Raw genomic sequence first — 24031 nt, forward strand, 5'->3', positions numbered from 1 at the left:
GGCAATCCGTAACACTGACCTGTAGGCACAGAGGAACCCACGGCAACACGGTTTCCTCTTTTTTGTCATCGCATCCAATGTCACACCACTGGCTATGCCGTCCCTTCGATCACCTTCGCTTCAGCGATATACACGATATTTTCGAATAGCTCGTTCTTGCAGATGTTGGGTTTGCCGAATACCGAATGAGATAGCGACCTGTCGATTAAAACGCGCTGAGGTTTAAATTAATGCGCATCGAATTATTAATCCGTCAGTTGTGCGCAACGTCATTTAACGAGTTCGTCAACCATTGTCACGCGCGGTCCTTGTAATGCGAATTGCGTGATAGCTTTGGCGCCAGCATGACGCGGTGAGTTGTTAAGGGAGCAAGGCACCGCAGTCAAAAAGTAAAAAGAACAAAGTAACCCACGCCATGAAGACGATCCATCGCGATATTTCGGCTCGGCTATTGCAGCGCGAGCTTGCACGCTTCAGTGCCTGGACTGCGCGCCGCTTTGCTGCGCCAGGGTGTGACGACGGTTCGCCGCGCGCACGATGGATGCGCGTGACGGCGTGCGTCATGGCAGTGGTGATGTATTTCGCGCCGGCCGTGCTGCTTGCCGATGCAACCGCGCATGCCGCGCCGATCGTCGATCCGCGTGTGCCGATTCCGTTCCAGCCGACCCTCACGCAGACGAGCACGGGCATTCCCGCCGTCAACATCACCGCCCCGAATTCGAACGGCCTCAGTCTGAACAGCTACCAGTCGTTCAATATCGACAGTCAGGGTCTTGTGCTGAACAACAGCCTGACCGGCGGAACACCGCTGCAGGGCGGCACGCTTGGCGCGAATCCGAATCTCGCGGGACGCACGGCTACCACGATCATCAATGAGGTGACATCCACTGGTCCTGCTTCCTCATTGCTGGGTCCACTCGAGGTGTTTGGAAACTCGGCCACGGTCATCATCAGTAATCCGAATGGTATTTCAGTCAACGGCATGGCGCTCACCAATATGCCGGGACTGGTGCTGACCACAGGATCGGTGCAATTTCTCACAGGCGTAGGCGGAACATCGACGAATTTCGCTAACGCTGGTGCGCTCGCCTATAGCGTGAATTCGGGCAACATTTCGATCAACGGGCCACCCGGGGTGAACGGGCCACGCGCTGGCATTGCAGGCACCGTCGGCAATATCGATATCATCGGCCAGACCCTTAACGTCAACGCACCGCTGCAGGCCGACAGTCGTGTCAACCTGGTCGCGGGCAGCCAGCTCGTCATGCCCACCGCGTCGGATTCCACCGGCACGACCTACGGCACGACGTCGAACGGGGCGGTCAACACGGCGACCGCAATCGGCAATGGCGGCGTCGCCATCGACGCGGACCAGTTCGGTTCGGTCACCCGGCTGCCGCGACCGGCATCACGTTCGTCACGGTGACGGGCGGAAACGGCAGCTTCAACAACACGGCGGGCCAGGTTCTTTCGCAGAACGTGACGACGCTGGCGCTGCCGAACCAGAGCATCGATCCGTCGACGGCCGCATTCGGAACGCTCAACGGTGGCAGCGGGGTGAACCTGTCCGCGCTGGTGGTGAACAACGCCGGTAGCCGCCAGGCGGCTTCACAAACCTTGACAGTTTGACCGGTGCAGCGCGGCTAGACTCGTGCATCCGCGGGCGGGAGACTGCTGCGCATTGCTCTTTAACCAAGCCGTGCGTGCGCTGGAAAAGTGTGTCGGGGCAAAAAATTCGATTAGCTGGACGGCAGGTTCATGAGGCCTGGCTGGTGCTCGCCGGTAACGAACTGGTTGGCTTTTACCTGCCCGGAGAATCGCATTTTTCCCCACTTGATAAACACGTTGTCATTACGCTAGGAGACCTTCAATGATTGCAAAATGCCGTGCTCTTTTTATCGCCAGTGCGGTTACGCTTCTGGGGGCTGGTTGTGCGTCGGGTCCGCAATATAAGGAAATGGCGAGTTCGATACCGACTCTGGCGCCTGATCATGGTCGGATTTACTTTTTCCGCTCGAATTCGATGTTCGGTGCGGCCATCCAGCCGCAAATCAAGCTGAATGGGACGAGCGTGGGTCAGTCGAAGCCCGGCGGATTCTTCTACGTTGATGAGCCCGCCGGACAGTATTCGGTTGCCACCGCAACAGAGACAGAAAAGACGGTTTCGTTTGCACTGGAAGCAGGCGCAACGAAATATGTACGTACCTCGATATCGATTGGTGTCATGGTGGGTCGTATCGTTCCGTCGCTGGAGGATCCAGCAGTAGCGATGAAAGAGATCGAGGAACTGAAGTACACGACTGGCGAAATTTCAACCTCAGATAATCAGGAGTCCAACCGGAAAAAATAGCGTACCGGTTGCGGATTGCAGACCTCCATCACGACACGCTTAGGTACGAGACACTTCTGAGTTCGTCAGGTCGCGTGGGGTCTGCATTCCTATGGGCGAGTGACGGAGTGGACTTGAATTCGTCGATTGCGTCGGTTCAATCATGGCCATCAATCTCGAATCAGCAATGCTGGACGTTTTGCCGTTGACGTGTCGCCCGACAGTTTGAATTGTTCAAATTTCAGTGTGATTTCTGCGTGATGATCAGTGCGTCACAGCGTACTGCTGAACGCAGGACGCGAAGCACAGCGAAATAGCACGATTGCTGTCGAATTAGTGAACGACTGGTCCACGCGTGAGGGCCACCACCCGAACAGCAAAACAATCCACGCACCCTATACGCGGCAAGCCACACGCAACACGCGCTCGGGAAACCTGTGAGGTTTTCCAGCGAAGGGGAGAGAACAACAACATGCGCATCAGACCGATACCGCTGTACCTGGTACTGGCAACCGCGGGTCTCTACAACCCGGCGAACGCCGCAGGGATTGTCGCTGACGGAGGTACAGCCACATCCATTGCAACCGCCGCCAACGGCCACCAGACCGTCAACCTCGCCGCGGCAGTCGGCGGCGTCTCGCGCAACACCTATTCGTCGTTCAACGTCAGCTCAGCCGGCGCCGACCTGAACAACACCGGCATCAACGCGAACACGATCGTCAACCAGGTTACCAGCACGAATCCCTCGCTGATCCAGGGCGCGATCTCAGTGTTGGGTCCACGCGCCAACGTGATTTTCGCGAACCCGAACGGCGTGACGGTCGACGGCGGCAGCTTCGTCAACGCGGGCCACGTCGTGCTCTCGACGGGACAGGTGAGCTTCAGCGACCTGACGCTCGCCCCCGGCGTCACGCACCGCAACGTCGTGCTGACCACGAATGGCGGCGCGATCACCATCGGTCGGGGCGGCCTGTCGGGCACGCTCGTGAATCTCGATCTGGTCGCGAAGCACCTCACGGTTAACGGTCCGGTCACGAACGATTACACCAGCTCCACAGGCGGCGTGCGCGCGACGGTCGGCGACAGCACCACCACCTGGGACACCAGCTTCTCTCCCTCGGACAACGGCCACGACTGGCTGGTCAGCAGCACCTCGCCTGGCACCACCAGCAACGCCCTCGCGATCGACATCACCGCTGCTGGCGGCCTGACGGGCGGCCACGTGCAACTGGTCGTCACCGACCAGGGCGCGGGCGTGCGCAGCCTCGGCAATCTCTACGCGAGCGCGGGCGACGTCGTCGTCAAGACGAACGGTGACGTGATGGCTGCAGACGGTTCGATCAAGGCCGAACGCGACATCGCGATCACAACACCTGGCACGGTATCACTGCAGGGCGCTCAGATGAGCGCAGCACACGACGTGACGCTCAGCGCCGGCGCGATTACGGTGAGCGACGATGCAACCGGCCCGTCGACGCTGAGCGCGCTCGCCGGCTCCGTCAAACTGACCAGCTCCGGCGACATCACGAACACCGGTAGCGTCATCCAGGCGGGCGCAGTCGCGACGGATGGCACCGCCACCGGTGGCAACGTCACGCTCACCGCCAGCGGCAGCATCACGAACCGCTCGACTCCCGCGAATCTCGGCATCATCTTCGCGGCGAACGGTGCGATGTCGCTGACGGCGCAGGGCGACATCACGAACGACAACGCGCGGATTCTCTCGAACCAGGGCGTGACGCTTGCCGCGCAGGGCGACGTGCAGAACATCATCGACCACACGGACGGTGCCAACGGCGGTGCACCGGTCGCCTGGTCGAACACCGGCGGCAGCTTCCTGTTCTTCACGCACACCACGAGCGGTTTCGACGTCGACTACGGCACGGTCAGCGAACCGGCGCAGCTTGCCTACATTGCATCGACTGCGGGTCCGGTGACGATCTCCGGCAACAACGTGACCAACAGCGGCGGCATCATCCAGTCGAACGACGGCGCGATCAGCATCACCGCGAAGGACACCTTCAGCAATGCCGCGGTGTTCTCCGGCCAGGCGAGCTATTCGCATGGCTGCTGGATCTTCTGTCACGGCAGCGCATCGAGCAGCGTGATGCCGTACGGCGGCACGGTTCAGGCCGGCACCAATCTGTCGATCACCGCGGGCAACGTCGCGCGCAACCTCGGCGGCAACGTGTTCGCGCAGGGCGACATCGACGTGACGGCGCCCATCACCTACGCGCAGGGCGTCACCGGCTATTCGGCAATTAACCAGGATCGCGGGTTCAAGGCGTTCTTCGGCAGCACGTGGGCTCAGATCATTGCGTCGGACGTCGGCGGCGGCTTCAGCGCGGATGGCGCCGTGCACCTCACGGGCGACGCCATCATCGATGGCGGTTCGATCAGCGGCGCGAAGGGTGTCAGCGCAACGGGCACGATCACGACCGTGCGAACTCCCTCGAGCACGCCGGTGCAGATTGGCCAGCATCTGGGTCTGACGACATGGATCGGCTACTGATGCGCAGGTCTCCACATCGCATACGTCAAAGCGTTACCCTGCTGACGGCAGCGGTCCTGCCGGTGGTCAGCATGCTGCCCGCGCTTGCGCAGACTCCGCCGCCCACGTTGCCACAGGGCGCTCCGGTGCGTCCTGTGCAGGATCCCGGCCAGCAGCTCATCGACGAGCAGCGCCAGCAGGCGCGGCAACGGCAGCTGGCACAGCCGCCGGCGTCGATCGCCGTTGCACCGTCGACGCCGGAGACGACTCTCGATATTCCGCTAAATACACCGATCGACCAGATCGTCGAAACTGGGCCGACGTTTGCGGTTAACCAGATCATGCTGGTGAGCGCGAATAACAAACCGGACAGCAAGCCGTTCGTGCCGCCCTCAGGCGTGGCGCAGGCGAAGCTCGACGCGATCGTCAAACCGTTCACGGACCACGCGCTCGGCTCGCATCGCATCAACGTGCTGCTGAAGCGGCTCACTGAGGCCTTCGTGGACGCGGGCTATGTGACCACCCGCGCGCTGCTCGGGCCGCAGAATCTCGGCAGCGGTACGCTGACGGTCACGATCCAGGTGGGGCGCATCGGCAGCTATGCGGTCAACGGCAAGCCGATCCAGCGCCTGCAAAAGGATGGAAAGGCCGCGGGCGGCGGCTGGCTCACGGATGCGGGCTACGAGAACGCATTCCCGGCCGCGCCCGGCGCTCCGCTGCGGCTCGAAGATATCGACCAGGGCGTCTCGCAGATCAACCGCCTGCGGCGCAATCAGGCGACGGTGCAGGTGCTGCCGGGGCAGAGTGTCGGCGATTCGGTCGTCGACATCAGCAACCGTTCGGGCGACGGCGTGTACTACAGTCTCGGCGTCGACAACTACGGCAGTGCAGCAACGGGCATCACGCGCTATCGCGCGGGCATCGAGGCGGACAACCTGATCGGCCTGCAGGAATCGCTGAGCCTGAATTTCATCGACAGCACCGATAGCAACGCGCTGGTCGGCTCTTTCGCGGTGCCGTTCGGCCGCCACACGTTCAGCTACACGCTGTCCGACTCGGAATACCAGGAGGTGGTCGGCACGACCGCGCTGCTCTACGGACGCACGCTCAGCCACATCCTCGGCTGGAACTACGCACTCGATCGCACGCAGGCCGACATCGTCAATCTCGATGCCACGCTGTCGTGGCGGCGCACGGATCGCGAGGTGAACGACATCGATCTCGATCCGCAGCACATCGCCGTGCTCCGGATCGGCGGCAACTGGCTGCACAAGTTCGTGCTCAACGATGCGCCGGGCAGCGTGACGCTCGATGCCGGTCTCTCGCAGGGACTGCCGTGGCTCGAGGCGGACCATGACGCACCGGACATCCCGCGTACCGACGCGCATGGCCAGTTCACGAAGTTCGACGCGACGGCGACCTTCACGGTGCCGCTGCCGTCGCTGGGCCACGCGCAGCTTGCGTATCGCGGCGTGCTGGGCGGCCAGTACACGAACGTCGCGCTGTACGGCTCCGAGCAGCTTTACCTCGGCGGCATGGAAACGGTGCGCGGGTTCCGCTCTGGTGAAATCGCCGGCGACCGGGGTCTGTACTCGCGCAACGAACTCACGTGGGTCAATGCGCCGACGTGGAAGGATGGCCGCATCGAGCCGTACGTGTTTTTCGATGCGGGTAAGGCGGGGCTCATCGCGGTGCCGGGTTTCCCGTCACTCGTCGGTGTCGGCGCGGGCGTGCGCGCGCAGTGGCAATGGCACAGACAGATGCTGTCGGGCGAACTGCTCGCGGGACGCGCGCTGACGCAACCCGCGGCGCTTGGACCCAAAGCGACACTCATTCTTGGCACAATCAACTGGACATACTGAAGGCGGAACATGAGAGTAGAAAAAATGAACAGGACTATTTATCGAACGGCGCTTGCTGCCGCATTGGCACTCGGCGTCGGTGTCGCCGTGCCAGGATTCGCGCAGACGGCCTCCTCGAGCGCGCCTGCGTCAGCGCTGCCGGCGGGTACGGTCGCGATCGTCAACGGCGTGCCGATCCCGCAGTCGCAATTCGACGAAGCCGTGCGGCTCGCCGGGCAGATGGGGCATCAGCCCGATACGCCGCAGTTGCGTCAGGTGCTCAAGCAGCAACTGATCGCGCGCGAACTGTTCCGCCAGGGTGCGGAGAAGGCGCATTACGACGCGAAGCCTGAAGTACAGCAGGCAATCAACGCGGCGAAGGTCAACGCCGAGACGCAGCTCTATCTGAAGGACAGTATCCATCCCGAGCCGGTGACGGACGCGCAGGTGAAAGCGCGCTATGACGAAATCGTCGCGTCGCTCGGCAAGGAAGAGTACAAGCCGCGCATCATCGCGGTCTCCGATCCGAAGACAGCTGCGACCGTGGTCAGCGAACTGAAGGCGGGCAAGGCGTTCGATGTGCTGGCACAGCGATATAGCGTCGCCCCGAGCAAGACGAGCGGCGGGCAGTTGCCGTGGGTCAGTTTCAAAACGCCTGTGACCGAAGGCAAGACCAACGGCCTGCCGCTTGCGGTCGCGCAGGCAATTACGCAACTTCCGGTTGGCGGCGTGAGCCCGGAGGCGATTGCCGTGGGCAATGCGCGCTTCATCGTGAAGCTCGACGCGAAGCGGCCGACCCAGGTGCCCGCGTTCGATCAGGCGAAGGACACGATCCGTCAGCAGTTACAGGCGCTGGCGGTGGAGAAAGCGGCGACGCAGTTCACGGCGGGATTGATGAAGGGTGCAGCGATCCAGCAATGACACAGCGCATACTCACGAAAGCGGTTCTGCTCGCGGAGACTGAGCTCGCCGCTGGAGCGGAAGAGGGGGGATCGCGCGGTATGGGGGCGGAGCAGGCAGTTATGGCGGTGCTGGCGATCGTCCAGATGATGCGCTTCGGCAGGGATTCCGTACTGCACCGGCGGGCAGTCTGAGAGGTCACAGGCCTCTCGATGTCGTGCGAAAGTATCAGGCGCGACACAAACATGCACCGACGCACCCTTTGGTGTCAACGCTGAGCGCGTGGCTGCGGGACCAGATGGTGCGCGCCCGTCACGAATGGCACCGCGCGCCGCGCAATGCGCAATGCGCATTGCGAGACCGTTATCGATGCTGCTGATCGACATGGATAGTTTCAAGCCCCCCAAAAAAAAGCTCACGCCGAAGCGTGAGCGAATACGGATAGCTATAGCAACATTGCATGCGCTTGGACCGCCGCGCAGCGAAAACTAGTCTAAGCACTGGCCGGAAAAAAGAACATCGGACAGATCCGAACCACTCGCTCGCCACACCCAACTCCCGCGCGCTGGCCTGCCACGGCGCACAGGCGGACAGAGCAACAACGCCGACCAACCACACGCCTCCAAACAAAACCCCGCCACCACCAACCCACCGCGCGAATCCCAACAAACCCAGCATTCCCGACGCCTTCGCAAGTCGCAATCACCCCCTCCCATCGCCGCTTTTTGCCGCGCTTGCCAGGCCCGATCCCACTCCGTACACTCGCGCGTACTTACCGGACCACGCCGTTTCACGCGCCGTCCGGCATGCTCACGCCCAACAGAGGAGAACCCCCGCCGTGGCCGATTCGTATTTCCCCCGCTGGCGCCGCCAGCCTGCCGCCGCCGAGGGCAGCATCGTCGGCATCGATGAGCGCCTCGCGTGGCCGCAGATGTTCGCCATGGGCGTCCAGCACGTCGTCGCGATGTTCGGTTCGACCGTGCTCGCGCCGCTCCTGATGGGCTTCGATCCGAACCTGTGCATCTTCATGTCGGGCATCGGCACGCTGCTGTTCTTTGTGCTGGTCGGCGGCCGCGTGCCGAGCTATCTCGGGTCGAGCTTTGCGTTCATCGGTCTCGTGATCGCGGTGACGGGCTACGGCGGTCAAGGTCCGAATCCGAACATTCCGGTGGCGTTGGGCGGCATCATCGCATGCGGCGTGGCGTACGCGATCATCGGGCTGATCGTGTCGGCGGTGGGCACGCGCTGGATCGAGACGCTGATGCCGCCGGTGGTGACGGGCGCGATCGTCTGCGTGATCGGCCTGAACCTGGCGCCGATCGCGGTGCACGGCGTGAGCGGCAGCAACTTCGATTCCTGGATGGCGCTCGTGACCGTGCTATGCGTGGGCGCGGTCGCTGTGTTCGCACGCGGCATGATGCAGCGTCTGCTGATCCTGATCGGCTTGCTGATCGCCTACGCGATCTACGCGATCGTCACCAACGGTCTTGGCATGGGCAAGCCCATTGAGTTCGCCATCGTCGCGAACGCCGCGTGGTTCGGGATGCCGCACTTCACGTCGCCCGTGTTCGACCCGCACGCGATGGCTCTGCTTGCGCCGATCGCAGTGATCCTGGTCGCCGAAAACCTCGGCCACATCAAGGCGGTAAGCGCGATGACCGGCCAAAACCTGGACCGCTATATCGGCCGCGCGTTTCTCGGCGATGGGCTGGCGACGATCGTCTCCGGTTTCGCGGGCGGCACCGGCGTGACGACTTACGCCGAAAACATCGGCGTAATGGCTGTCACCAAGATCTACTCGACGCTGGTGTTCGTAATCGCCGCTCTGATCGCGTTGGTGCTGGGCTTTTCGCCGAAGTTCGGTGCGGTGATCCAGACCATTCCGGGCCCGGTGCTGGGTGGTGTGTCGATCGTGGTGTTTGGGCTCATCGCGGTGACCGGCGCGCGCATCTGGGTGGTCAACAAAGTTGACTTCTCCGATAACAGGAATCTGATCGTCGCCGCAGTCACGCTCGTGCTCGGCGCGGGCGATTTTTCGTTGAAGCTCGGCGGCTTCGGTCTTGGCGGGATCGGCACGGCGACGTTCGGCGCGATCATTCTGTATGCGCTACTGCGCAGGAAGCCGGCGCAAGGTCCGGTGGCCTGATACGTGTCGATCCACACTGACGAGCTGCGCTCGGCTGCAGTCAGCGCCAGTTTCGCGATGTAGACAAAGCCACCGCCACCACATAAAAAGCGCTATTTTTTTCGTGCAGTCAGCGCCGTCTCCGACAAGTCGACCTCCTGCATCAGCTTGTTCAAGGTCTCGTCGTTGATCTGCTGGCTTGCGCGCAGCGCAAGCAATGTCTTGCGCTCCGCACGCATCGCCGCGAGTTTCATCCTGAACTCCAATGCAGCGGCGCGGCGCGCCATCGGGCAACAATTCGGGCAACGACAATACGCCCGCCAGCGTGACCGCGCCGCGCACGCCGGCCACCGTCTCACCGAGACGAGGCGCAAGCCCGGCACCGCGTTCGCCATGCCGTGCCTCGCCGCGCCGCGACTCGCGAACCAGCGCCGAGCCTCAGAAGATGCACGGACAGCAAGCTGAACAGCGCGCTGACCGCTGCGCCCGCCGCGAGGCCGCCCACGGCGATCACGACGAAACTGATCGACGCGTCGCGCAACGCAAACGCGCCGGTAAGCGCGGCGGCGATCGCGAACTTCAGCGCGACGAGACCGGACGCGTCGTCCATCAGCGCTTCACCTTCGAGGATATGCATGAGACTGCAAGGAATCTTGTTCTTGCCGACGCTGCCGGACAGCGCCACCGCATCGGTTGGCGACAACACGGCGGCGAGCGCGAAGGCGACGGGCAGCGAGATGGCCGACACCAGCGCATTGACGAAGTAGCCGACCGCCAGCACCGTCATGAACACGAGACCGAGCGCGAGCATCAGGATCGCGCGGCGCGCCATGAACAACTCGCGCTTGGGAATGCGCCAGCCGTCGGCAAACAGCAGCGGCGGGATGAACAGCACCATGAAGAGTTCGGGATCGAGCGTGACGTGCAAACCGAATCTCGGCTATGCGAGCACCGCGCCCATCGCGATCTGCAAAAGCGGCAGCGGCACATTGAAGGGCAGCGTGCGCTTCAGAACGCCGGACATGCGACGACCGGCGCTGCACCCCCATGGCGCACTGCCCGGCTTGCACCGCGCACTTCAACGGTGCGCGCGACGCCCCCTCGGCGCGCATCGGCTGATCTGCCTGCGCAATCGCGAGAACAACTTTCAATGCAATGTGCGGCAGCGTGCGCATGGAGCTTGCTTAAGCAGTAGCGATAACGCACATTAGAAACGGCGCCGCAGGCATGTTCGCTTCCGCGTTCACACCGGGCCGGCTCTTGCGTGAGAGGACTGCATGACGATTGCGCAACAGGATAGAACCGCCAGCGTGCCGCATGGCTTCGACGTCGAGGTGACGTCGGGGCTCGAACGCTTTTCGGTTCAGCATGGCGAGTTGACGCTGACCAGCGTATTCCAGCCGATTTTCAGCCTCTCGCATATGCGGGCGGTCGGCTACGAGGGGCTCTTGCGCGCGCACGATGCGCTTGATCGCCCGGTGTCGCCGCTCGACGTATTCGGCGAGGCGGCGCGTCTGGGCGAGGTGCTGCACGTCGACCGGCTCGCGCAGACGCTGCATCTGGAAAATTTCAAGGTGCTCGGTGCCGAGCGCGAGTGGCTGTTTCTGAACGTCCATCCCGGCGTGCTCACCGATCCGTATCACGCCGCCGCGTTGCTGGCCAATCTGCGCCGGCTCGCGCTGCCGCCTCGGCGCATCGTGCTCGAGGTGCTCGAACAGCGCGCCGAAGACCTCGAACGTCTCGCCGAAGCGGTGCGCCAGTTCCGCGAGCGCGGCTTCCTGATCGCACTCGACGATTTCGGCGCGGGGCACTCGAACATCGAGCGCATCTGGCAACTGAATCCTGACATCGTGAAGCTCGACCGCATGATGCTGTCGCACGCCGCGCATCGCGCGGACATGGCGACGATTCTGCCGGGACTGGTCGCGCTGCTGCACGAAGCGGGCAAGCTGGTGCTGATCGAAGGTGTCGAAACGGAGCACGAAGCGCAGATGGCGCTCGCCTGCAACGCGGACTTCGTGCAGGGCTTTTTCTTCGGCCGGCCGAACCCCGGCGCGGTCGATGCGGCGCACGCGGTAGCCTGCATCGACGAACTCACCGAGCGCTACCGCGAGCAGACCGAAGCGCGCGAGCGGCGCAGCGCGAGCCGTCTCGCGCCGTACCTGCGCGCCTTCGAGCGCGCCGCAGAGCGGCTTGCCGCGGGCGAGCCGCTCGACGAAGTGTGCTGGAACTTCCTCGCGCTCGATCACGCCGCGCGCTGCTTCCTGCTCGACGCGAAGGGCAAGCAGGCGGGCCGCAACGTGGTGCTGCGCGCCGATCGCGCGGCGCATGAGACCCGCTTTCTACCGCTTGCCGACGCCCAAGGAGCGAACTGGCTGCGCCGTCCGTATTTCCGTGACGCGATCAACGCGCCGGAGCGCGTGCATGTGACGCGCCCGTATCTGTCGATCAACGAGGCGCTGCCGTGCGTGACGCTGTCGGTGGCGACGCGCGTCGGCGAGCAGACCTGCGTGTTGTGCGGCGACATCGATTGGGTGGGCGAAGAGCGGTTCTGAGATGATGTCGTCTTGACGACACCTTTCGCGCTCATGTCCATCCTGCTCGAAGTCATTGCCACCACGGTCGCCGATGCACGCATCGTCGCGCAAGCGGGCGCCGACCGGATCGAACTCGTCACCGCGATGGGCGAGGGCGGGCTGACGCCGAGCATCGGCCTGATCGAAGCAGTGGTGGCGGCTGTGCGGATTCCGGTGAACGTGATCGTGCGGCCGCATAGCCGCTCGTTCGTGTACGACGGCGACGACTGCGCGGTGATGCTGCGCGACGTGCGCGCGGTCAAAGCGGCGGGCGCGAACGGCATCGTGATCGGCATGCTGAACGCCGATGGCACGATCGACCGCGAAGGGCTCGCACGTGCGATCGATGCAGCCGATGGTCTGGCGATCACCTTCCATCGTGCATTCGACGAAACGCGCGATCTGCGCGAAGCGCTCGATCTCTTGCTCGAATTCGACGCAGTGACGAATGTGCTGACCTCGGGCGGCAAGCCGTCCGTGCTGCACGCCGATGTGGCGCTCCGCGAATTGCTGCAACAGGCGCGCGGCTCGCATTGCACGGTGTTAGCCGGCGCCGGATTGACGGTCGATGCGGTTGCGGGCTTCGTGCGCAGAACCGGTGTCGAAGCGGTGCATTTCGGCTCGGGCGTGCGGATAGGCGGCAAGGGTCTGGCGCCGGTCGATACGGCAAAGGTCGCGCAAGTGAGGGCCTTGCTGAATGCCAACGCCGATGACATCGGCGCGGCTGGCATTGCATAGCGGAACCGCCAGATAAAGTAAAAGCCGCTTCGAGCCGACACCCGAAGCGGCTTTTTCCATTCACGCTGCGCAGCGCGTTGGCCAGCCGGTGTTACTTCGCCACCACCACCGGAATCCCGCGCAACTGTCCGGCGCCCTTCATCTCCTCCAGCGATTTCTTCACCGCATCGCCCGTTGCCGCATCGATCTGCAAGCGTGCCGCCAACTCACGTTCGCCTCGCTTCACACCGGCCAGATTCGCCAGCTTCACGTGACCGTAACCGCGCACCCGCGCATGCAGGTCCGCGAGCTTGGCGACGTCTTCCAGATGGGTCGCGTCGAGCTTCGCGAGCGCGCGCTGCAACGTGCTTTCGTAGTCGCTCGCCAGTTCGCGCTCCATCTTGCGCTCGAGCGTGCGGCCGAACGGATCGAGCGCCGTGCCGCGCAGCCCGCGCCATTTCGCCAGCATGCCGAGCACCGGCCACATCCACTGGCCAAAGGTTTTTTTGGTGGGATTGACGCCGGGCTGGGCGCGCGTGAGCGTCGGCGGCGCGAGGTTGAACTTGATACCGAAGTCCTTGCCCGCCACACCTTCGAATTGCGCTTCGAGCGCTTCACGGAATGCGGCGTCCGTATGCAGACGCGCCACCTCGTATTCGTCTTTCACCGCAAGCAGGCGATAGAACGTGGTTGCCACCGCACGCGTCACGCGCTCGCTTGTCTGGTCTACGGCGGTTTCCGCGCGGCGTGCGGCATCGACCAACGTGCGGTAACGCTTCACGTAGGCAGCGCCCCCGTAAGTCTGCAGGCGTCCTTCGCGATGCGCGATCAGTTCGTCGAGCGTGTCGACGCGCAAGGCCTGCTTCGCCAGATGCCGCGACTGCCATAGCGCTTCGAGCGCGGCGGGATCTTCGGCGGCCAACCGGCCGATCGAAAACGCCAGCTGGTTCATCGGCACGGCGACGTTGTTCAGTTCGATCGCGCGCATCATCGCGCCGAACGACACCGGCACCAGACCGAGTTGCCACGCGTAACCGAGCATCAGGATATTCGCGCCGATCGTGTCGCCGAGAAAACGCGTGGCGAGCGCCTGCGCGTCGCAGGTCGACATGCGCTCGGCGCCCGCCGCGTGACGCATCTTGTCGATCAGTGCGTCGGCGTGCAGCGTGGCGTCCGGATTCTGCACGAAGGTCGCGTTCGGAATGGCATGCGTGTTGACGACGATGCGGGTGCGGCCGTGACGCACCGTTTGCAACGCATCGGCACTCGCGCCGACCACCATGTCGCAGGCGAGGAGCACGTCGGCCTGTTGCGTGTCGATGCGAACCTGGTTGAGCCACTCGTCCCGCGCGGCAAAGCGTACGAACGACAGCACCGCGCCGCCCTTTTGCGCGAAACCCATGAAGTCCAGCACGGACGCGCTCTTGCCTTCCAGATGCGCGGCCATGCTGATCAACGCACCGACCGTGACAACGCCGGTGCCGCCGACGCCCGTCACGAGGATGTCATACGGCGCGGCATCGAGCTGCGTCGCCGGAACCGGCAGCGCGTCGACGCGGGCGGCGAGTGCTTGCGGATCGAACGCGGCGCCCGCGGCTTTTTTCAGCTTGCCGCCTTCCACCGTGACGAAGCTCGGGCAGAAGCCATTCACGCATGAGTAATCTTTATTGCAGGACGACTGATCGATACGGCGCTTGCGCCCGAGGACCGTTTCGACCGGTTCCACCGACAGGCAATTCGACTGCACCCCGCAGTCGCCGCAGCCTTCGCAGACTTCCTCGTTGATAAAGAGACGCTTGTCCGGATCGGGGAACTCGCCTTTTTTGCGGCGCCGCCGTTTTTCGGCCGCGCAGGTCTGGTCGTAGATCAGCACGGTCACGCCGTCGGTGTCGCGCAACTGGCGCTGCACCGCGTCCATTTCGCTGCGATGGTGGAACGTGGTGCCCTTCGGGAAGAGATCGTGATGGCCGTCGTATTTCTCGGGCTCGTCGCTGACCACGACGAAGCGCGACACACCTTCGGCTTCCACCTGGCGCGCGATCTGCGGCACGGAAATGCTGCCGTCGACCGGCTGGCCGCCCGTCATCGCGACCGCGTCGTTATAGAGAATCTTGTACGTGATGGTGGCTTTCGCGGCGACCGCCTGGCGAATCGCGAGAATGCCGGAATGGAAGTAGGTGCCGTCGCCGAGGTTCTGGAACACATGCCGCGTTTTCGTGAACATCGAATGCGAGGCCCAGTCGACGCCTTCGCCGCCCATCTGGATCAGGCCGGTGGTGTCGCGCTCCATCCACGACGCCATGAAGTGACAGCCGATACCCGCCTGCGCGATCGACCCTTCCGGCACTTTGGTCGACGTGTTGTGCGGGCAGCCGGAACAGAAGTACGGCGTGCGCTTCACGCTGTCCGCCGCGTTCGAGAGGATTTGCGGCGCGACCAGGTCGACCACGCGTTCGCGCCGGTCGAGCGTCGGCTTGTGTTGGGCGAGCCAGTTGGCAAACACCGGCAGAATGCGCGAAGGCCGCAATTCACCGAGCGACGACAGCAGCATCGAGCCGTCCTCGGCCTGCTTGCCGATCACCACCGGCCGCGCACCTTTCGTACGGTTGTACAGGTAGTCCTTGATCTGCTGCTCGATGACCGGGCCTTTTTCCTCGATCACCAGCACCTCGGACAAGCCGTCAACGAACGTGTCGATGCGCGTCATCTCCAGCGGAAACGACAAGCCGACCTTGTAGATGCGCACGCCGGCCGCGTTCAGATCGGCGACCGTCAGATCGAGCCGGCGCAGCGTTTCCATCAGATCCAGATGCGCCTTGCCGCACGTGACGATTCCGACGTTCGCGTGCGGGCTCGGCGCGATCCATTTGTCGATGCTGTTCACGCGCGCAAAGTGGCGCACCGCATCGAGCTTCGCGTGCATGCGCGACTCGATCGTCAGGCTCGGCAGATCGGGCCAGCGGTTGTGCAGGCCGCCAGCGGGCCCCGTGAAATCCTGCGGCACCGTCCATGAGGATTGCAGCGCATCGAGGTCGACCGTCGAGCCCGATTCGACGGTTTCGGAGATTGCCTTGTAGCCGACCCATGCGCCCGAGAAGCGCGACAGGGCCCAGCCGTACAGCCCGAACTCGAGCATGTCGGCGATGTTCGACGGATTCACCACCGGCATGTGCCAGGCCATCATCGCGAAGTCGCTTTGATGCGGCATCGACGACGACACGCAGCCGTGGTCGTCGCCCGCCACCACCAGCACGCCGCCGTGGGGCGACGAGCCATACGCGTTGCCGTGCTTGAGCGCGTCGCCAGCGCGGTCCACGCCCGGGCCCTTGCCGTACCACATCGCGAACACGCCTTCGACGGTGCGCTCCGGGTCCGCTTCGACACGCTGCGTGCCGAGCACGGCGGTGCCGGCGAGTTCTTCGTTGATCGCGGGCAGGAAGCGGATGTCGCTCGCGGTGAGCAGCTTGCTCGCCTTCCACAGCTGCTGGTCGACCATGCCGAGCGGCGAGCCGCGATAGCCGCTGATGAAACCGGCGGTGTTCATGCCGCGCGCCTTGTCGAGCGCGCGCTGCATCAACGGCAGGCGCACCAGTGCCTGGGTGCCGGTCAGGAAGATGCGGCCGCGCGTCGCGGTGAGATTGTCGGACAGCTTGTAGTCGGCGAGAGCGGGCGTGCCGTCGATGGGCAGGCGAGCGGTCATGAGTGAATCTCCAGTTGTCGATCCGCGTGGTTGCTTTGGCATGCCGATCCGGAGCTGGCGCTTTAGCGCCTACTCCGGTCCTATGCTTTGGCACTTACCGAATCCCATAAAGCGGTTGCCGTTTCGAATCCGCGCCAAAGCGGGGTCCAGAAAGGCACTTTGCGGAAGAGACTCTATTTTTCAGCGCCGAGGCGAGAGGATTTTTTCTACTTTGCAGAGCCGTTGGCGAATGAGCGCGAGGAGCCGCGCGTTTTAATCAGGTTTTGAGTTGGATTTGCCAGGCTACCGCGCGATTCGGGTATGCCCTGGTGCCGCAGCGCCGTTGCGGGCGGCACGGGCGGCGCGGTTTGGCGCGTGACCGGGCACGCCGCCTATCGCGCCACCTGGTGTGCCGCCACGTTGGCCGCCAGGTCATGCTGAAGAGGCGCAGCGTCGAGCGGCACGACTTCGTCGAAATGCGAATAGTCGATGTGGCTCACGCCATCCTGCTCGCTCATGATGTCCACGAAACGATAGTGCCAGTAGAGCTGGTCGCAGGTCCACAGGTGACGCGCCTGCATGGTCTGCGAGGTCGATTCGTCGACCCCTTCGAGCGTGAGCAACAGCGACGTGTCGCTCCCTTTGAGCGTCTCGGCGGTTTCGCCGAACAGCGGACTGCTCTCGTCGATGATGTGCATCAGCGTCCAGCCCAGCTTGAACACCGGGTGCTGATCGCGCACCAGCGTGAGGTCGTAGAGCTTGCGCAGCATGTAGCCTTCGGCGGACGTTTCCTGGCGCAGAATGCGCAGCTTTGCGCGGGCCTCGGCGATCACGTTCTGGCGCGCGTTGGCCGCGCGCACCATCAGCGTCATGCGGCCGTCGAGCGGGCGGACGATCGCATAGCGGGCGAACATGATCTTCGCGTGCGGCCGCGAGAAGCGCGCGAAGATCAGCCCGGTCGCCAACGCAATGCCCGACATCCCGACGAAAATTTCCAGCGTCGCTATCGTGTGCGCGTAGACGGTCTGCGGATGCATGTCGCCGTAGCCGACCGTCGCGAGCGTCTCGACGCTGAAGAAAAACGCGCCGCCGAAGCCCGCCGGAAACTGATTGGCGATGGGCGCGCGGCCGAGCATATAGAGTGCGGCGAAGGTGGTGTTGAGCAGCGCGAACAGCACCGCGAGCGAGATAAAAAACATCGGCCAGCTCACGACCAGCGCGCGGTGATACAGGTCCTGCCAGAACGGTGTCGGCATGCCGTGCGCGATCACCACGCGATCGTCCAGACGCAGTTCACGGCTGCCGCGCGCGCGGCGCTTTTGCGCGCCCGCTTCGGCTTCGCCGATGCCGGAAAAACGGTCCGACTGTTCAGTGACCATTGCGTGCTCGGGGAGATGAAGACGGGCCAAGCGTAGCACGGCATTCGGCGTGCGAAAGCTGATTTTGGGCGGGCGAGTGGGCGATGGAAGTGGCGGCGTTATGGCGTTCGCGGTCGTGCTGGGGCAGTGCGGACAGCGGGGTTGCTGCGGGCGTTGCTGCACCGCGTGCTATGGGCTTCACGGTGGCGTCCTCGCGGCGCGCGCAACTGCGTTCGCAGTCATGTTCGCGCGGCACGCGCAACGTGCGTGACATGCGTCGCATGTTCGGGGATCGTTCAGGCATCGCGGTGCCGCTGCGCTGTGACGGTGCGCGTTTTGTGCACCGAGTTACGGCGAGCGCCCCTGCGAAGCTTCGCCTTTAGCCGGATACCGCATCGCCCGAAGACCGCCTCCTAAGGAAACGCCCGCGGCTTTGGGATTCCCGCGCCGTGCTCGATATCGTCGAGCGCTTGCTGATGTGCGGCCGCTACCGCTTCGGCTTCGTCGGCGTATCCGTCGTCGCCGCCGACCGTGGTCCACGATTTCACTGCTTTGTCGCGATGGCGGATTTCATACTCCGCATCCCAGCGTGCGCCGCTGAGTTCTATTGGGCGGACATGTATCGAGTACACGCCGTAGAGGAAGAGCTGTTCAGCCATGAACGCCTCCTGCGGGTTGATTCGAGATGGCCCGGCGCGACAGCGCGCGGCGCCCCTCCACCTACAGTTCGATTTCCCCGAGAATCCGATGAGCGAGCGCCTTGGCTTCCTCGAGCGCTTCCTGCACCGTCGACGAGGTCGCTTCGACTTCGTAGAGCGTGGTCTCCTGATCGGCGTTGGGGTCGCCCTCGTCGCGTGAGAGGGTCACCACGCCCTGCCACGTATCGGAGCCGACTTCTCTTGCCGTAGCCGTTGCAGTGTAGATGCCCTTGGTGTAGGTGATGTCTTCCATGACGTCGCTCCCTCCAACGGTTTCGGTTTTTCATCCTAGCACGATGACGGGGCTTCGGTTTCACGCTCGCGCGACGCTCCCTATGCACGACACTGCACGCCGAACAAGGCAGGACGATTACAGCAGCGCAACGACCTCATCAAGCGAAGGCGCATGCGCACCCGAATGCCGGCACGCGGCCGCGCCGGCCGCCAGCGCGAACGCCAGATGCTCGGGCCACCCGCGCTGCGGCGCGGCCATCAGGCTGAACAGCAGACCCCCGATCGACGCATCGCCAGCCCCGACGGTATCGACCACCTCGACACGCGGCGGGCGCGCCTCGATCACCGAATCGCCTTCGATCAGCATGGCCGGCTCCGGTCCGCGCGTCACCATGACGGTGGCGGCCGGATTCATCGCGCGCAATTGCGCGAGCGCGGCGGCCTCGTCGTCGGTCTTGAACAGCAGGCGCAGATCCTCGTCGGATACCTTGATCAGATCGGCGAGCGCCGCCATTTTGCGCAGCGTCGGCTCGTAGCCGTGCGCCATCAGATTGCGGTAGTTCGGATCGAAACTGATCTTCACGCCGCGCGAACGCAACTCGGCCGCCAACGTGGCGAGCGTATCGCCGAGCGGTTGCCGCACGAGGCTGATGCAACCGAAGTGCGCCCACTTCACGTGGCCGATCCAGCCTTTCGGCAAATGCGCCGGATCGAACGCGAGGTCGGCGCCGTTCTCGCCCATGAAGAAGTACGCGGGCGGATGTGTCTGATGCACGATTGCAAGCAGTGGCGGACGCTCCACGCGCTGCATGAAGCGCATGTCGAGACCCGCGGCGACACTCGCGTTCCACAGGTCGTCGGAGAAGTTATCGACGCCGAGCGAGCCGGCGCACGCGGTCGGCAAGCCGAGCCGCGCGACGCAGCGCGCCACGTTCCAGCCGGCGCCACCGGGGCGCGAGAGCCACTGCGACGCGCCGGTGCGCACGAGATCGGTGAGGATGTCGCCGGCCGAGACGAAGAGGGGGAATTCGGGGCTTGCGCTGGTAGTGGTCATTGTGTTTTCTCCGCCGATTCAGGCGCTATGGACGGGGTGGACGGGGCGGCCGCGGCATCGGGCAGCGCATGAGCGAGCACTTCGTAGCACGCGCCCATGGTGTGATAGTCGGTCTTGCCCGCCGGGCTTTTTTCGTCGCTGTACTTACGGTTGTCGCAGGTGAGGATGCGGTACCACGCGCCGTATTTGTGATCGACGAAGTGCGCCCAGCTGTAGCGCCAGATCTCGTCGTACCAGTCCCAGAAGCGTTCGTTGCCCGTGCGCTTGCCGAGCAGCGCGGCGGTCGCCAGGGTTTCGGCCTGGACCCAGAAATACTTGTCGTGGTCGCACACCGTGCCGTCCGGGCCGAAGCCGTAGTAGAGGCCGCCGTGGTCGTCGTCCCACGCATGCGTCATCGCGGCGTCGAATAGTTCGATCGCGCGCGGCAGCAACCACGGCAACGGGCGGAAGCGTTCCAGGATCAGCAGCAGCTTCGCCCATTCCGTCTGATGTCCGGGCTGGAAACCCCACGGGCGGAAGATATTCGAGCTGTCTTCCTCGTTGTAGTGCCAATCGACCGACCAGTCTGCGTGAAAATGCTCCCACACCAGACCTTGCGACAACTTCGCTTGCCGCAGCGTGATGTTCGACGCGACCCGTTCGGCGCGGTCCAGATAGACGAGATGGCCGGTCGCTTCGTGCGCGGCCAGCAGCGCCTCGGTGGTGTGCATGTTCGCGTTCTGCCCGCGGTACGAGCTGACCCGCCACTCGGGCGACGCTTCGTCGGCATAGAGGCCGGCGGCGGCATCCCAGAAGCGGTGCTCCATCAACTCGAAGGTCGCGCCGATCATAGGTTTCGCTTCCTCGATGCCGGCCATCGCCGCGTGCGCATAGGCGAGCAGCACGAACGCGAGACCGTAGCAGTGGCGCGTCGCGTCGAGTGTGCGCTTCTTGCCGTCGCGCCATTCGAGTTCCCAGTCGTAGCCTTCGCGCTGCGCGTCCCAATGGGCCTCGCGCAGGAAGCGCAAACCGTGGCGCGCGTATTCCAGATGCTGCGGGTCGCCAAACTGTCGATACGCCATCGCGTAGTTGAAGATGTAGCGGCAAGTGCTCACCAGATGCCGCGTGGTCTTGTCGTAGACGGAACCGTCGTCGCGCAGGAAGTGGAAGAAGCCTCCGCTCGGATCGAACACGTTGGGCGCGTAGAAGCGCAGCGTGTCCTGCACGTGCGCAAGCAGAAACTCGCGGCTGCGGAAGCTGTCGACGGACGGCACCGTGCCGGCGTTGGCGGGCTGAAGCGGGACGGGTTGCGTCATGGCATTTTCACCAAAGTGCTGGCACGGGCAATCAGTTGAACAGGCAAGCGGACTTCCAGCTCGGCGGGTGTGTCTTCAAGCAGCAACTCGACGCCGCGCCGGCCGAGCGCTTCCTTGTCGACCGAAATGGTCGACAGCGGCGGCGTCGCATGCGCGGCGGCGGGAATATCGTCGAAGCCGATGATGGCGATGTCCTCGGGCACGCGCAGGCCGCGCGCGAGGCACGCGCGCAGCGCGGCGAGCGCGGCGGCGTCGTTGTAGGCGAACACCGCGTCGGGGCGCGGACCGGGCGCGTCGAGAAGGCGCAGCATGGCGCGCGCGGCGCCGGTGTCGGGATCGAGGCCGGCGTCGATGGTGACTTCGAGCGACGGGTCGAACAGCAGCCCCGCTTCGAAGAATGCCCGCCGGTAACCGAGCGCGCGCTGCGCAATGCTGAAGTGCGCGAGCGAGCCGCCGATGAACGCGACGCGCTTGCGCTGCTGTTCGAACAGATGCCGCATGGCGAGCGTGGCGCCCGCGGCGTTGTCCAGATTCACCGAGCGCAGGCCGGGCGCCCACAAGTCGATCAGTACGAGCGGGCGTTGCATGGCGACCAGCGTGGTCAGCGTTTCGGGTTCCACGAAGCCGGCCACCGCGACTGCGTCCGGCGCATGCAGGCGCATCTGCTGAATCACGTCTTCGGTGGGACCGGCGGTCAACACGGAAGGCACGATGCCGCGCTCGCGGCAAGCGTCTTCCACGCCGTGCAGCACATGCGAAAAGAACGGACTGGCGGCGAAGTTGTTGTGCTGGCGGTGCAGCAGGAAGGTCAACCGGCGGATGCGCGGACGCAGCTGGGCGGCATCGTAACCGAGCTGCCGCGCCGCTTCCACCACGCGCTCGCGGGTGGCATCGGACAGGCCGGGCTGATTCTTGAGCGCGCGTGAGACGGTGCCGATCGACACGCTTGCCACGCGGGCGATGTCGCGGATGGTCGTGGCCATCGGATCAAACGGCCGCCGCAGAGCGGCCGTGCAGGTGATTGGGTTCGGGCGATTGTATAGTAAAACACGGCGCGAGCCGCCCTTCGCGAGTCGGTAATTACCCGGAAAGCCCAGCAGACCCTAAGGTTGGCCCGCAATATGCTGTTTAGTAAAACGACTAAACAATGGCGGATTTTGCCGGATGTCTCACCGGTATTCGTTCGGCGCTCAGCCGAAGTTCGTGGACTTGCTTCCCCCAGTGCCCGGCCAGGAATCGTCCTATGCCGTCCGGCTGAGGCGACAGCGCCCCCGTTTGCGCGTGAAATAACAAAAAGCCGCACAAGGCGGCTTTCTTCAAACGACGCTCAGGGAGGGCGCTTATGAATGTCCTGTTTGCATTGCGCGCGTATTCAACGGCGCGCGACGGCGGCGGCAGGCCGCTTGCGCGAGGCGAGCGGGGCCTCGCCACTCATGTCGCGCGCGCCCCAGCGCTGCGCGAGCGCGGCGCAGACCATCAACTGGATCTGGTGAAACAGCATGAGCGGCAAGACCACGGCGCCCACCGCGTGCGACGCGAAAATCACCTTGGCCATCGGCACGCCGGCGGCGAGACTTTTCTTCGAACCGCAAAAGGTGATCGTGATCTGGTCGGCCCGGTTGAAGCCGAGGCGCTTGCTGACGAAGATCGTCACGCCCAGCGCGAGCGCGAGCAGCACGGCACTTACGAGCAGCAGGCCGCCCAGCGCGGACAGCGGAATCTGGTGCCACAGGCCCTCGGTGACGGCCTCGCTGAATGCGCCGTACACCACGAGCAGGATGGAGCCCTGATCGACGAACTTCAGCACGCCGCGATGGTGCTCGATCCACTTACCGATCAGCGGGCGCAGCAGCTGCCCGGCTACGAACGGCACCAGCAGTTGCAGCACGATGTTGCCCATTGTGTGCCACGGCGAGGCGCTGCCGCCCGCGGCCTGATTGGTGACGACGACGCTGACGAGCGCGGGGGTGATGAAGATGCCGAGCAGGCTCGAAGCGGACGCGCTGCATACGGCGGCCGGCACATTGCCTTTGGCAATGGACGTGAACGCAATCGACGACTGAACCGTCGACGGCAATGCGCAGAGGAAGAGGACCCCCGTGTAGAGCGTCGGCGTGACAAGTGGCGAAAGGAGCGGCTTAAGCGCGAGGCCGAGCAGCGGGAACATCGCGAACGTGCTGATAAGTACCAGCAGATGAAGACGCCAATGCGTCGCCCCCGCAACGATCGCTTCGCGTGAAAGCTTGGCGCCGTGCAGGAAAAACAGCAGACCGACCGCCACGTTGGTCACCCAGTTGAACCCGACGGCCGCCTGCCCATGCACGGGCAGGAGGCTGGCAAGGATCACGGCGCCCACCAGGCACAGGGTGAAGTCGTCGGGAAGCAGTTTGGGGCGGGGCATGTCGGGATCTCGTTTCGGTGATGCGCAATGGTGCGGCGCGTTCGCGCGCGTACACGCGTGAAGAAGTCGCCGCCCGTTCAGGGCAAACACCTATTGTGGTCGCAATCCGATTCAAAACGCAAATTCATTTGCTGAATTGATTAATGAAATGCTTGCATCAGACCCGAGTGCGGGCGCTGAACCTCGCGGTCTGCCTTGATGTCAGTATTGGCGAAGCATGGTCATGGGTCCACTTCGATCTTGCGATTCACGCGAAAAGGCAACGCGCAATTTCTTCGATCGCAAAGCGCGATGCAAGACGCTCCACCACCGCGTACTCAGGCTGTTGGTTCG

At 63.9% G+C, this 24031-nt stretch carries 19 protein-coding genes and 1 pseudogene; 10 read left to right on the plus strand and 10 right to left on the minus strand.

The features are described 5' to 3' along the window. Window positions 1-562: 562 nt before the first annotated feature. The 8 genes from ABQJ48_RS21095 (at window position 563) to ABQJ48_RS21130 (ending at window position 9707) form a co-directional block, all read left to right on the plus strand. Complete coding sequence (locus tag ABQJ48_RS21095) at window positions 563-1426, plus strand: two-partner secretion domain-containing protein (protein ID WP_367839942.1); 864 nt, start codon at window positions 563-565, stop codon at window positions 1424-1426. After that, a complete protein-coding gene (locus ABQJ48_RS21100; RefSeq protein ID WP_367839943.1) occupies window positions 1423-1629 on the plus strand; it encodes a hypothetical protein in 207 nt (68 codons plus the stop codon). The genes ABQJ48_RS21095 and ABQJ48_RS21100 overlap by 4 nt, the downstream gene beginning before the upstream one ends. Window positions 1630-1870: 241 nt before the next feature. Beyond that, window positions 1871-2350, plus strand: a complete 480-nt coding sequence (locus ABQJ48_RS21105; protein ID WP_367839944.1) for a DUF2846 domain-containing protein — start codon at window positions 1871-1873, stop codon at window positions 2348-2350. A 451-nt stretch (window positions 2351-2801) separates the two neighbouring features. Continuing rightward, window positions 2802-4841, plus strand: a complete 2040-nt coding sequence (locus tag ABQJ48_RS21110) for a filamentous hemagglutinin N-terminal domain-containing protein (RefSeq protein WP_367839945.1) — start codon at window positions 2802-2804, stop codon at window positions 4839-4841. A gap of 71 nt (window positions 4842-4912) precedes the next feature. After that, window positions 4913-6682, plus strand: a complete 1770-nt coding sequence (locus tag ABQJ48_RS21115) for a ShlB/FhaC/HecB family hemolysin secretion/activation protein (protein ID WP_473094168.1) — start codon at window positions 4913-4915, stop codon at window positions 6680-6682. Window positions 6683-6706: 24 nt separating this feature from the next. Further along, window positions 6707-7582 (plus strand): peptidylprolyl isomerase, encoded by an 876-nt coding sequence (locus ABQJ48_RS21120; protein WP_367839947.1) that lies wholly within the window; start codon window positions 6707-6709, stop codon window positions 7580-7582. Continuing rightward, on the plus strand, window positions 7579-7755 hold the full coding sequence (locus ABQJ48_RS21125; RefSeq protein WP_367839948.1) for a hypothetical protein: 177 nt from the start codon (window positions 7579-7581) through the stop codon (window positions 7753-7755). The genes ABQJ48_RS21120 and ABQJ48_RS21125 overlap by 4 nt, the downstream gene beginning before the upstream one ends. 644 nt (window positions 7756-8399) lie before the next feature. Then, a complete protein-coding gene (locus ABQJ48_RS21130) occupies window positions 8400-9707 on the plus strand; it encodes a solute carrier family 23 protein (protein WP_367839949.1) in 1308 nt (435 codons plus the stop codon). Between the two features lie 92 nt (window positions 9708-9799). Here ABQJ48_RS21130 and ABQJ48_RS37870 read toward each other — a convergent pair whose 3' ends face one another. Together ABQJ48_RS37870 and ABQJ48_RS37875 are read right to left on the minus strand one after the other, a co-directional pair. Next, window positions 9800-9973: a hypothetical protein gene (locus ABQJ48_RS37870; protein WP_473094166.1), complete on the minus strand. Its 174-nt coding sequence runs from the start codon at window positions 9971-9973 to the stop codon at window positions 9800-9802. 152 nt (window positions 9974-10125) lie between these two features. After that, window positions 10126-10710: pseudogene (locus ABQJ48_RS37875) on the minus strand (cation:proton antiporter domain-containing protein); the annotation flags it as partial. A 253-nt stretch (window positions 10711-10963) separates the two neighbouring features. Here ABQJ48_RS37875 and ABQJ48_RS21140 point away from each other — a divergent pair. Continuing rightward, window positions 10964-12241 carry a sensor domain-containing phosphodiesterase gene (locus tag ABQJ48_RS21140; protein WP_367839950.1) on the plus strand — a complete coding sequence of 426 codons (1278 nt, stop codon included), beginning with the start codon at window positions 10964-10966 and terminating at the stop codon, window positions 12239-12241. 33 nt (window positions 12242-12274) lie between these two features. Further along, entirely contained in the window at window positions 12275-13000 is a 726-nt protein-coding gene (locus ABQJ48_RS21145; RefSeq protein WP_367840085.1) for a copper homeostasis protein CutC, read from the plus strand. Window positions 13001-13091: 91 nt separating this feature from the next. On the opposite strand, the gene ABQJ48_RS21150 is transcribed toward ABQJ48_RS21145, so the two are convergent. The 8 genes from ABQJ48_RS21150 to ABQJ48_RS21185 form a co-directional block, all read right to left on the minus strand. Further along, complete coding sequence (locus ABQJ48_RS21150) at window positions 13092-16679, minus strand: indolepyruvate ferredoxin oxidoreductase family protein (protein ID WP_367839951.1); 3588 nt, start codon at window positions 16677-16679, stop codon at window positions 13092-13094. Between the two features lie 371 nt (window positions 16680-17050). Continuing rightward, window positions 17051-18037, minus strand: a complete 987-nt coding sequence (locus tag ABQJ48_RS21155; RefSeq protein ID WP_367839952.1) for an ion channel — start codon at window positions 18035-18037, stop codon at window positions 17051-17053. A gap of 392 nt (window positions 18038-18429) precedes the next feature. Next, entirely contained in the window at window positions 18430-18675 is a 246-nt protein-coding gene (locus ABQJ48_RS21160; protein ID WP_367839953.1) for a hypothetical protein, read from the minus strand. 61 nt (window positions 18676-18736) lie between these two features. Beyond that, on the minus strand, window positions 18737-18967 hold the full coding sequence (locus tag ABQJ48_RS21165) for a hypothetical protein (protein ID WP_367839954.1): 231 nt from the start codon (window positions 18965-18967) through the stop codon (window positions 18737-18739). Window positions 18968-19084: 117 nt separating this feature from the next. Next, complete coding sequence (locus tag ABQJ48_RS21170) at window positions 19085-20002, minus strand: carbohydrate kinase family protein (protein WP_367839955.1); 918 nt, start codon at window positions 20000-20002, stop codon at window positions 19085-19087. After that, window positions 19999-21297 carry an AGE family epimerase/isomerase gene (locus ABQJ48_RS21175; protein ID WP_367839956.1) on the minus strand — a complete coding sequence of 433 codons (1299 nt, stop codon included), beginning with the start codon at window positions 21295-21297 and terminating at the stop codon, window positions 19999-20001. Before ABQJ48_RS21175 ends, ABQJ48_RS21170 begins: the two co-directional genes overlap by 4 nt. Continuing rightward, window positions 21294-22280, minus strand: coding sequence for a LacI family DNA-binding transcriptional regulator (locus ABQJ48_RS21180; RefSeq protein ID WP_367839957.1), 987 nt, complete (start codon window positions 22278-22280; stop codon window positions 21294-21296). Before ABQJ48_RS21180 ends, ABQJ48_RS21175 begins: the two co-directional genes overlap by 4 nt. A gap of 389 nt (window positions 22281-22669) precedes the next feature. Then, entirely contained in the window at window positions 22670-23698 is a 1029-nt protein-coding gene (locus ABQJ48_RS21185) for a bile acid:sodium symporter family protein (RefSeq protein WP_367839958.1), read from the minus strand. Between the last annotated feature and the right edge of the window lie 333 nt (window positions 23699-24031).

Source organism: Paraburkholderia suaedae (genome assembly GCF_040812055.1).
GTDB lineage: Bacteria > Pseudomonadota > Gammaproteobacteria > Burkholderiales > Burkholderiaceae > Paraburkholderia.

Excerpts from the sequence above, each read along its gene's own strand:
- ABQJ48_RS21095 (WP_367839942.1), top strand. The coding sequence starts at position 563 with ATGGCAGTGGTGATGTATTTCGCGCCGGCCGTGCTGCTTGCCGATGCA.
- ABQJ48_RS21105 (WP_367839944.1), top strand. The coding sequence starts at position 1,871 with ATGATTGCAAAATGCCGTGCTCTTTTTATCGCCAGTGCGGTTACGCTT.
- ABQJ48_RS21110 (WP_367839945.1), top strand. The coding sequence starts at position 2,802 with ATGCGCATCAGACCGATACCGCTGTACCTGGTACTGGCAACCGCGGGT.
- ABQJ48_RS21115 (WP_473094168.1), top strand. The coding sequence starts at position 4,913 with ATGCTGCCCGCGCTTGCGCAGACTCCGCCGCCCACGTTGCCACAGGGC.
- ABQJ48_RS21120 (WP_367839947.1), top strand. The coding sequence starts at position 6,707 with ATGAACAGGACTATTTATCGAACGGCGCTTGCTGCCGCATTGGCACTC.
- ABQJ48_RS21125 (WP_367839948.1), top strand. The coding sequence starts at position 7,579 with ATGACACAGCGCATACTCACGAAAGCGGTTCTGCTCGCGGAGACTGAG.
- ABQJ48_RS37870 (WP_473094166.1), bottom strand. The coding sequence starts at position 9,973 with ATGGCGCGCCGCGCCGCTGCATTGGAGTTCAGGATGAAACTCGCGGCG.
- ABQJ48_RS21140 (WP_367839950.1), top strand. The coding sequence starts at position 10,964 with ATGACGATTGCGCAACAGGATAGAACCGCCAGCGTGCCGCATGGCTTC.
- ABQJ48_RS21145 (WP_367840085.1), top strand. The coding sequence starts at position 12,275 with ATGTCCATCCTGCTCGAAGTCATTGCCACCACGGTCGCCGATGCACGC.
- ABQJ48_RS21150 (WP_367839951.1), bottom strand. The coding sequence starts at position 16,679 with ATGACCGCTCGCCTGCCCATCGACGGCACGCCCGCTCTCGCCGACTAC.
- ABQJ48_RS21155 (WP_367839952.1), bottom strand. The coding sequence starts at position 18,037 with ATGGTCACTGAACAGTCGGACCGTTTTTCCGGCATCGGCGAAGCCGAA.
- ABQJ48_RS21160 (WP_367839953.1), bottom strand. The coding sequence starts at position 18,675 with ATGGCTGAACAGCTCTTCCTCTACGGCGTGTACTCGATACATGTCCGC.
- ABQJ48_RS21165 (WP_367839954.1), bottom strand. The coding sequence starts at position 18,967 with ATGGAAGACATCACCTACACCAAGGGCATCTACACTGCAACGGCTACG.
- ABQJ48_RS21170 (WP_367839955.1), bottom strand. The coding sequence starts at position 20,002 with ATGACCACTACCAGCGCAAGCCCCGAATTCCCCCTCTTCGTCTCGGCC.
- ABQJ48_RS21175 (WP_367839956.1), bottom strand. The coding sequence starts at position 21,297 with ATGACGCAACCCGTCCCGCTTCAGCCCGCCAACGCCGGCACGGTGCCG.
- ABQJ48_RS21180 (WP_367839957.1), bottom strand. The coding sequence starts at position 22,280 with ATGGCCACGACCATCCGCGACATCGCCCGCGTGGCAAGCGTGTCGATC.
- ABQJ48_RS21185 (WP_367839958.1), bottom strand. The coding sequence starts at position 23,698 with ATGCCCCGCCCCAAACTGCTTCCCGACGACTTCACCCTGTGCCTGGTG.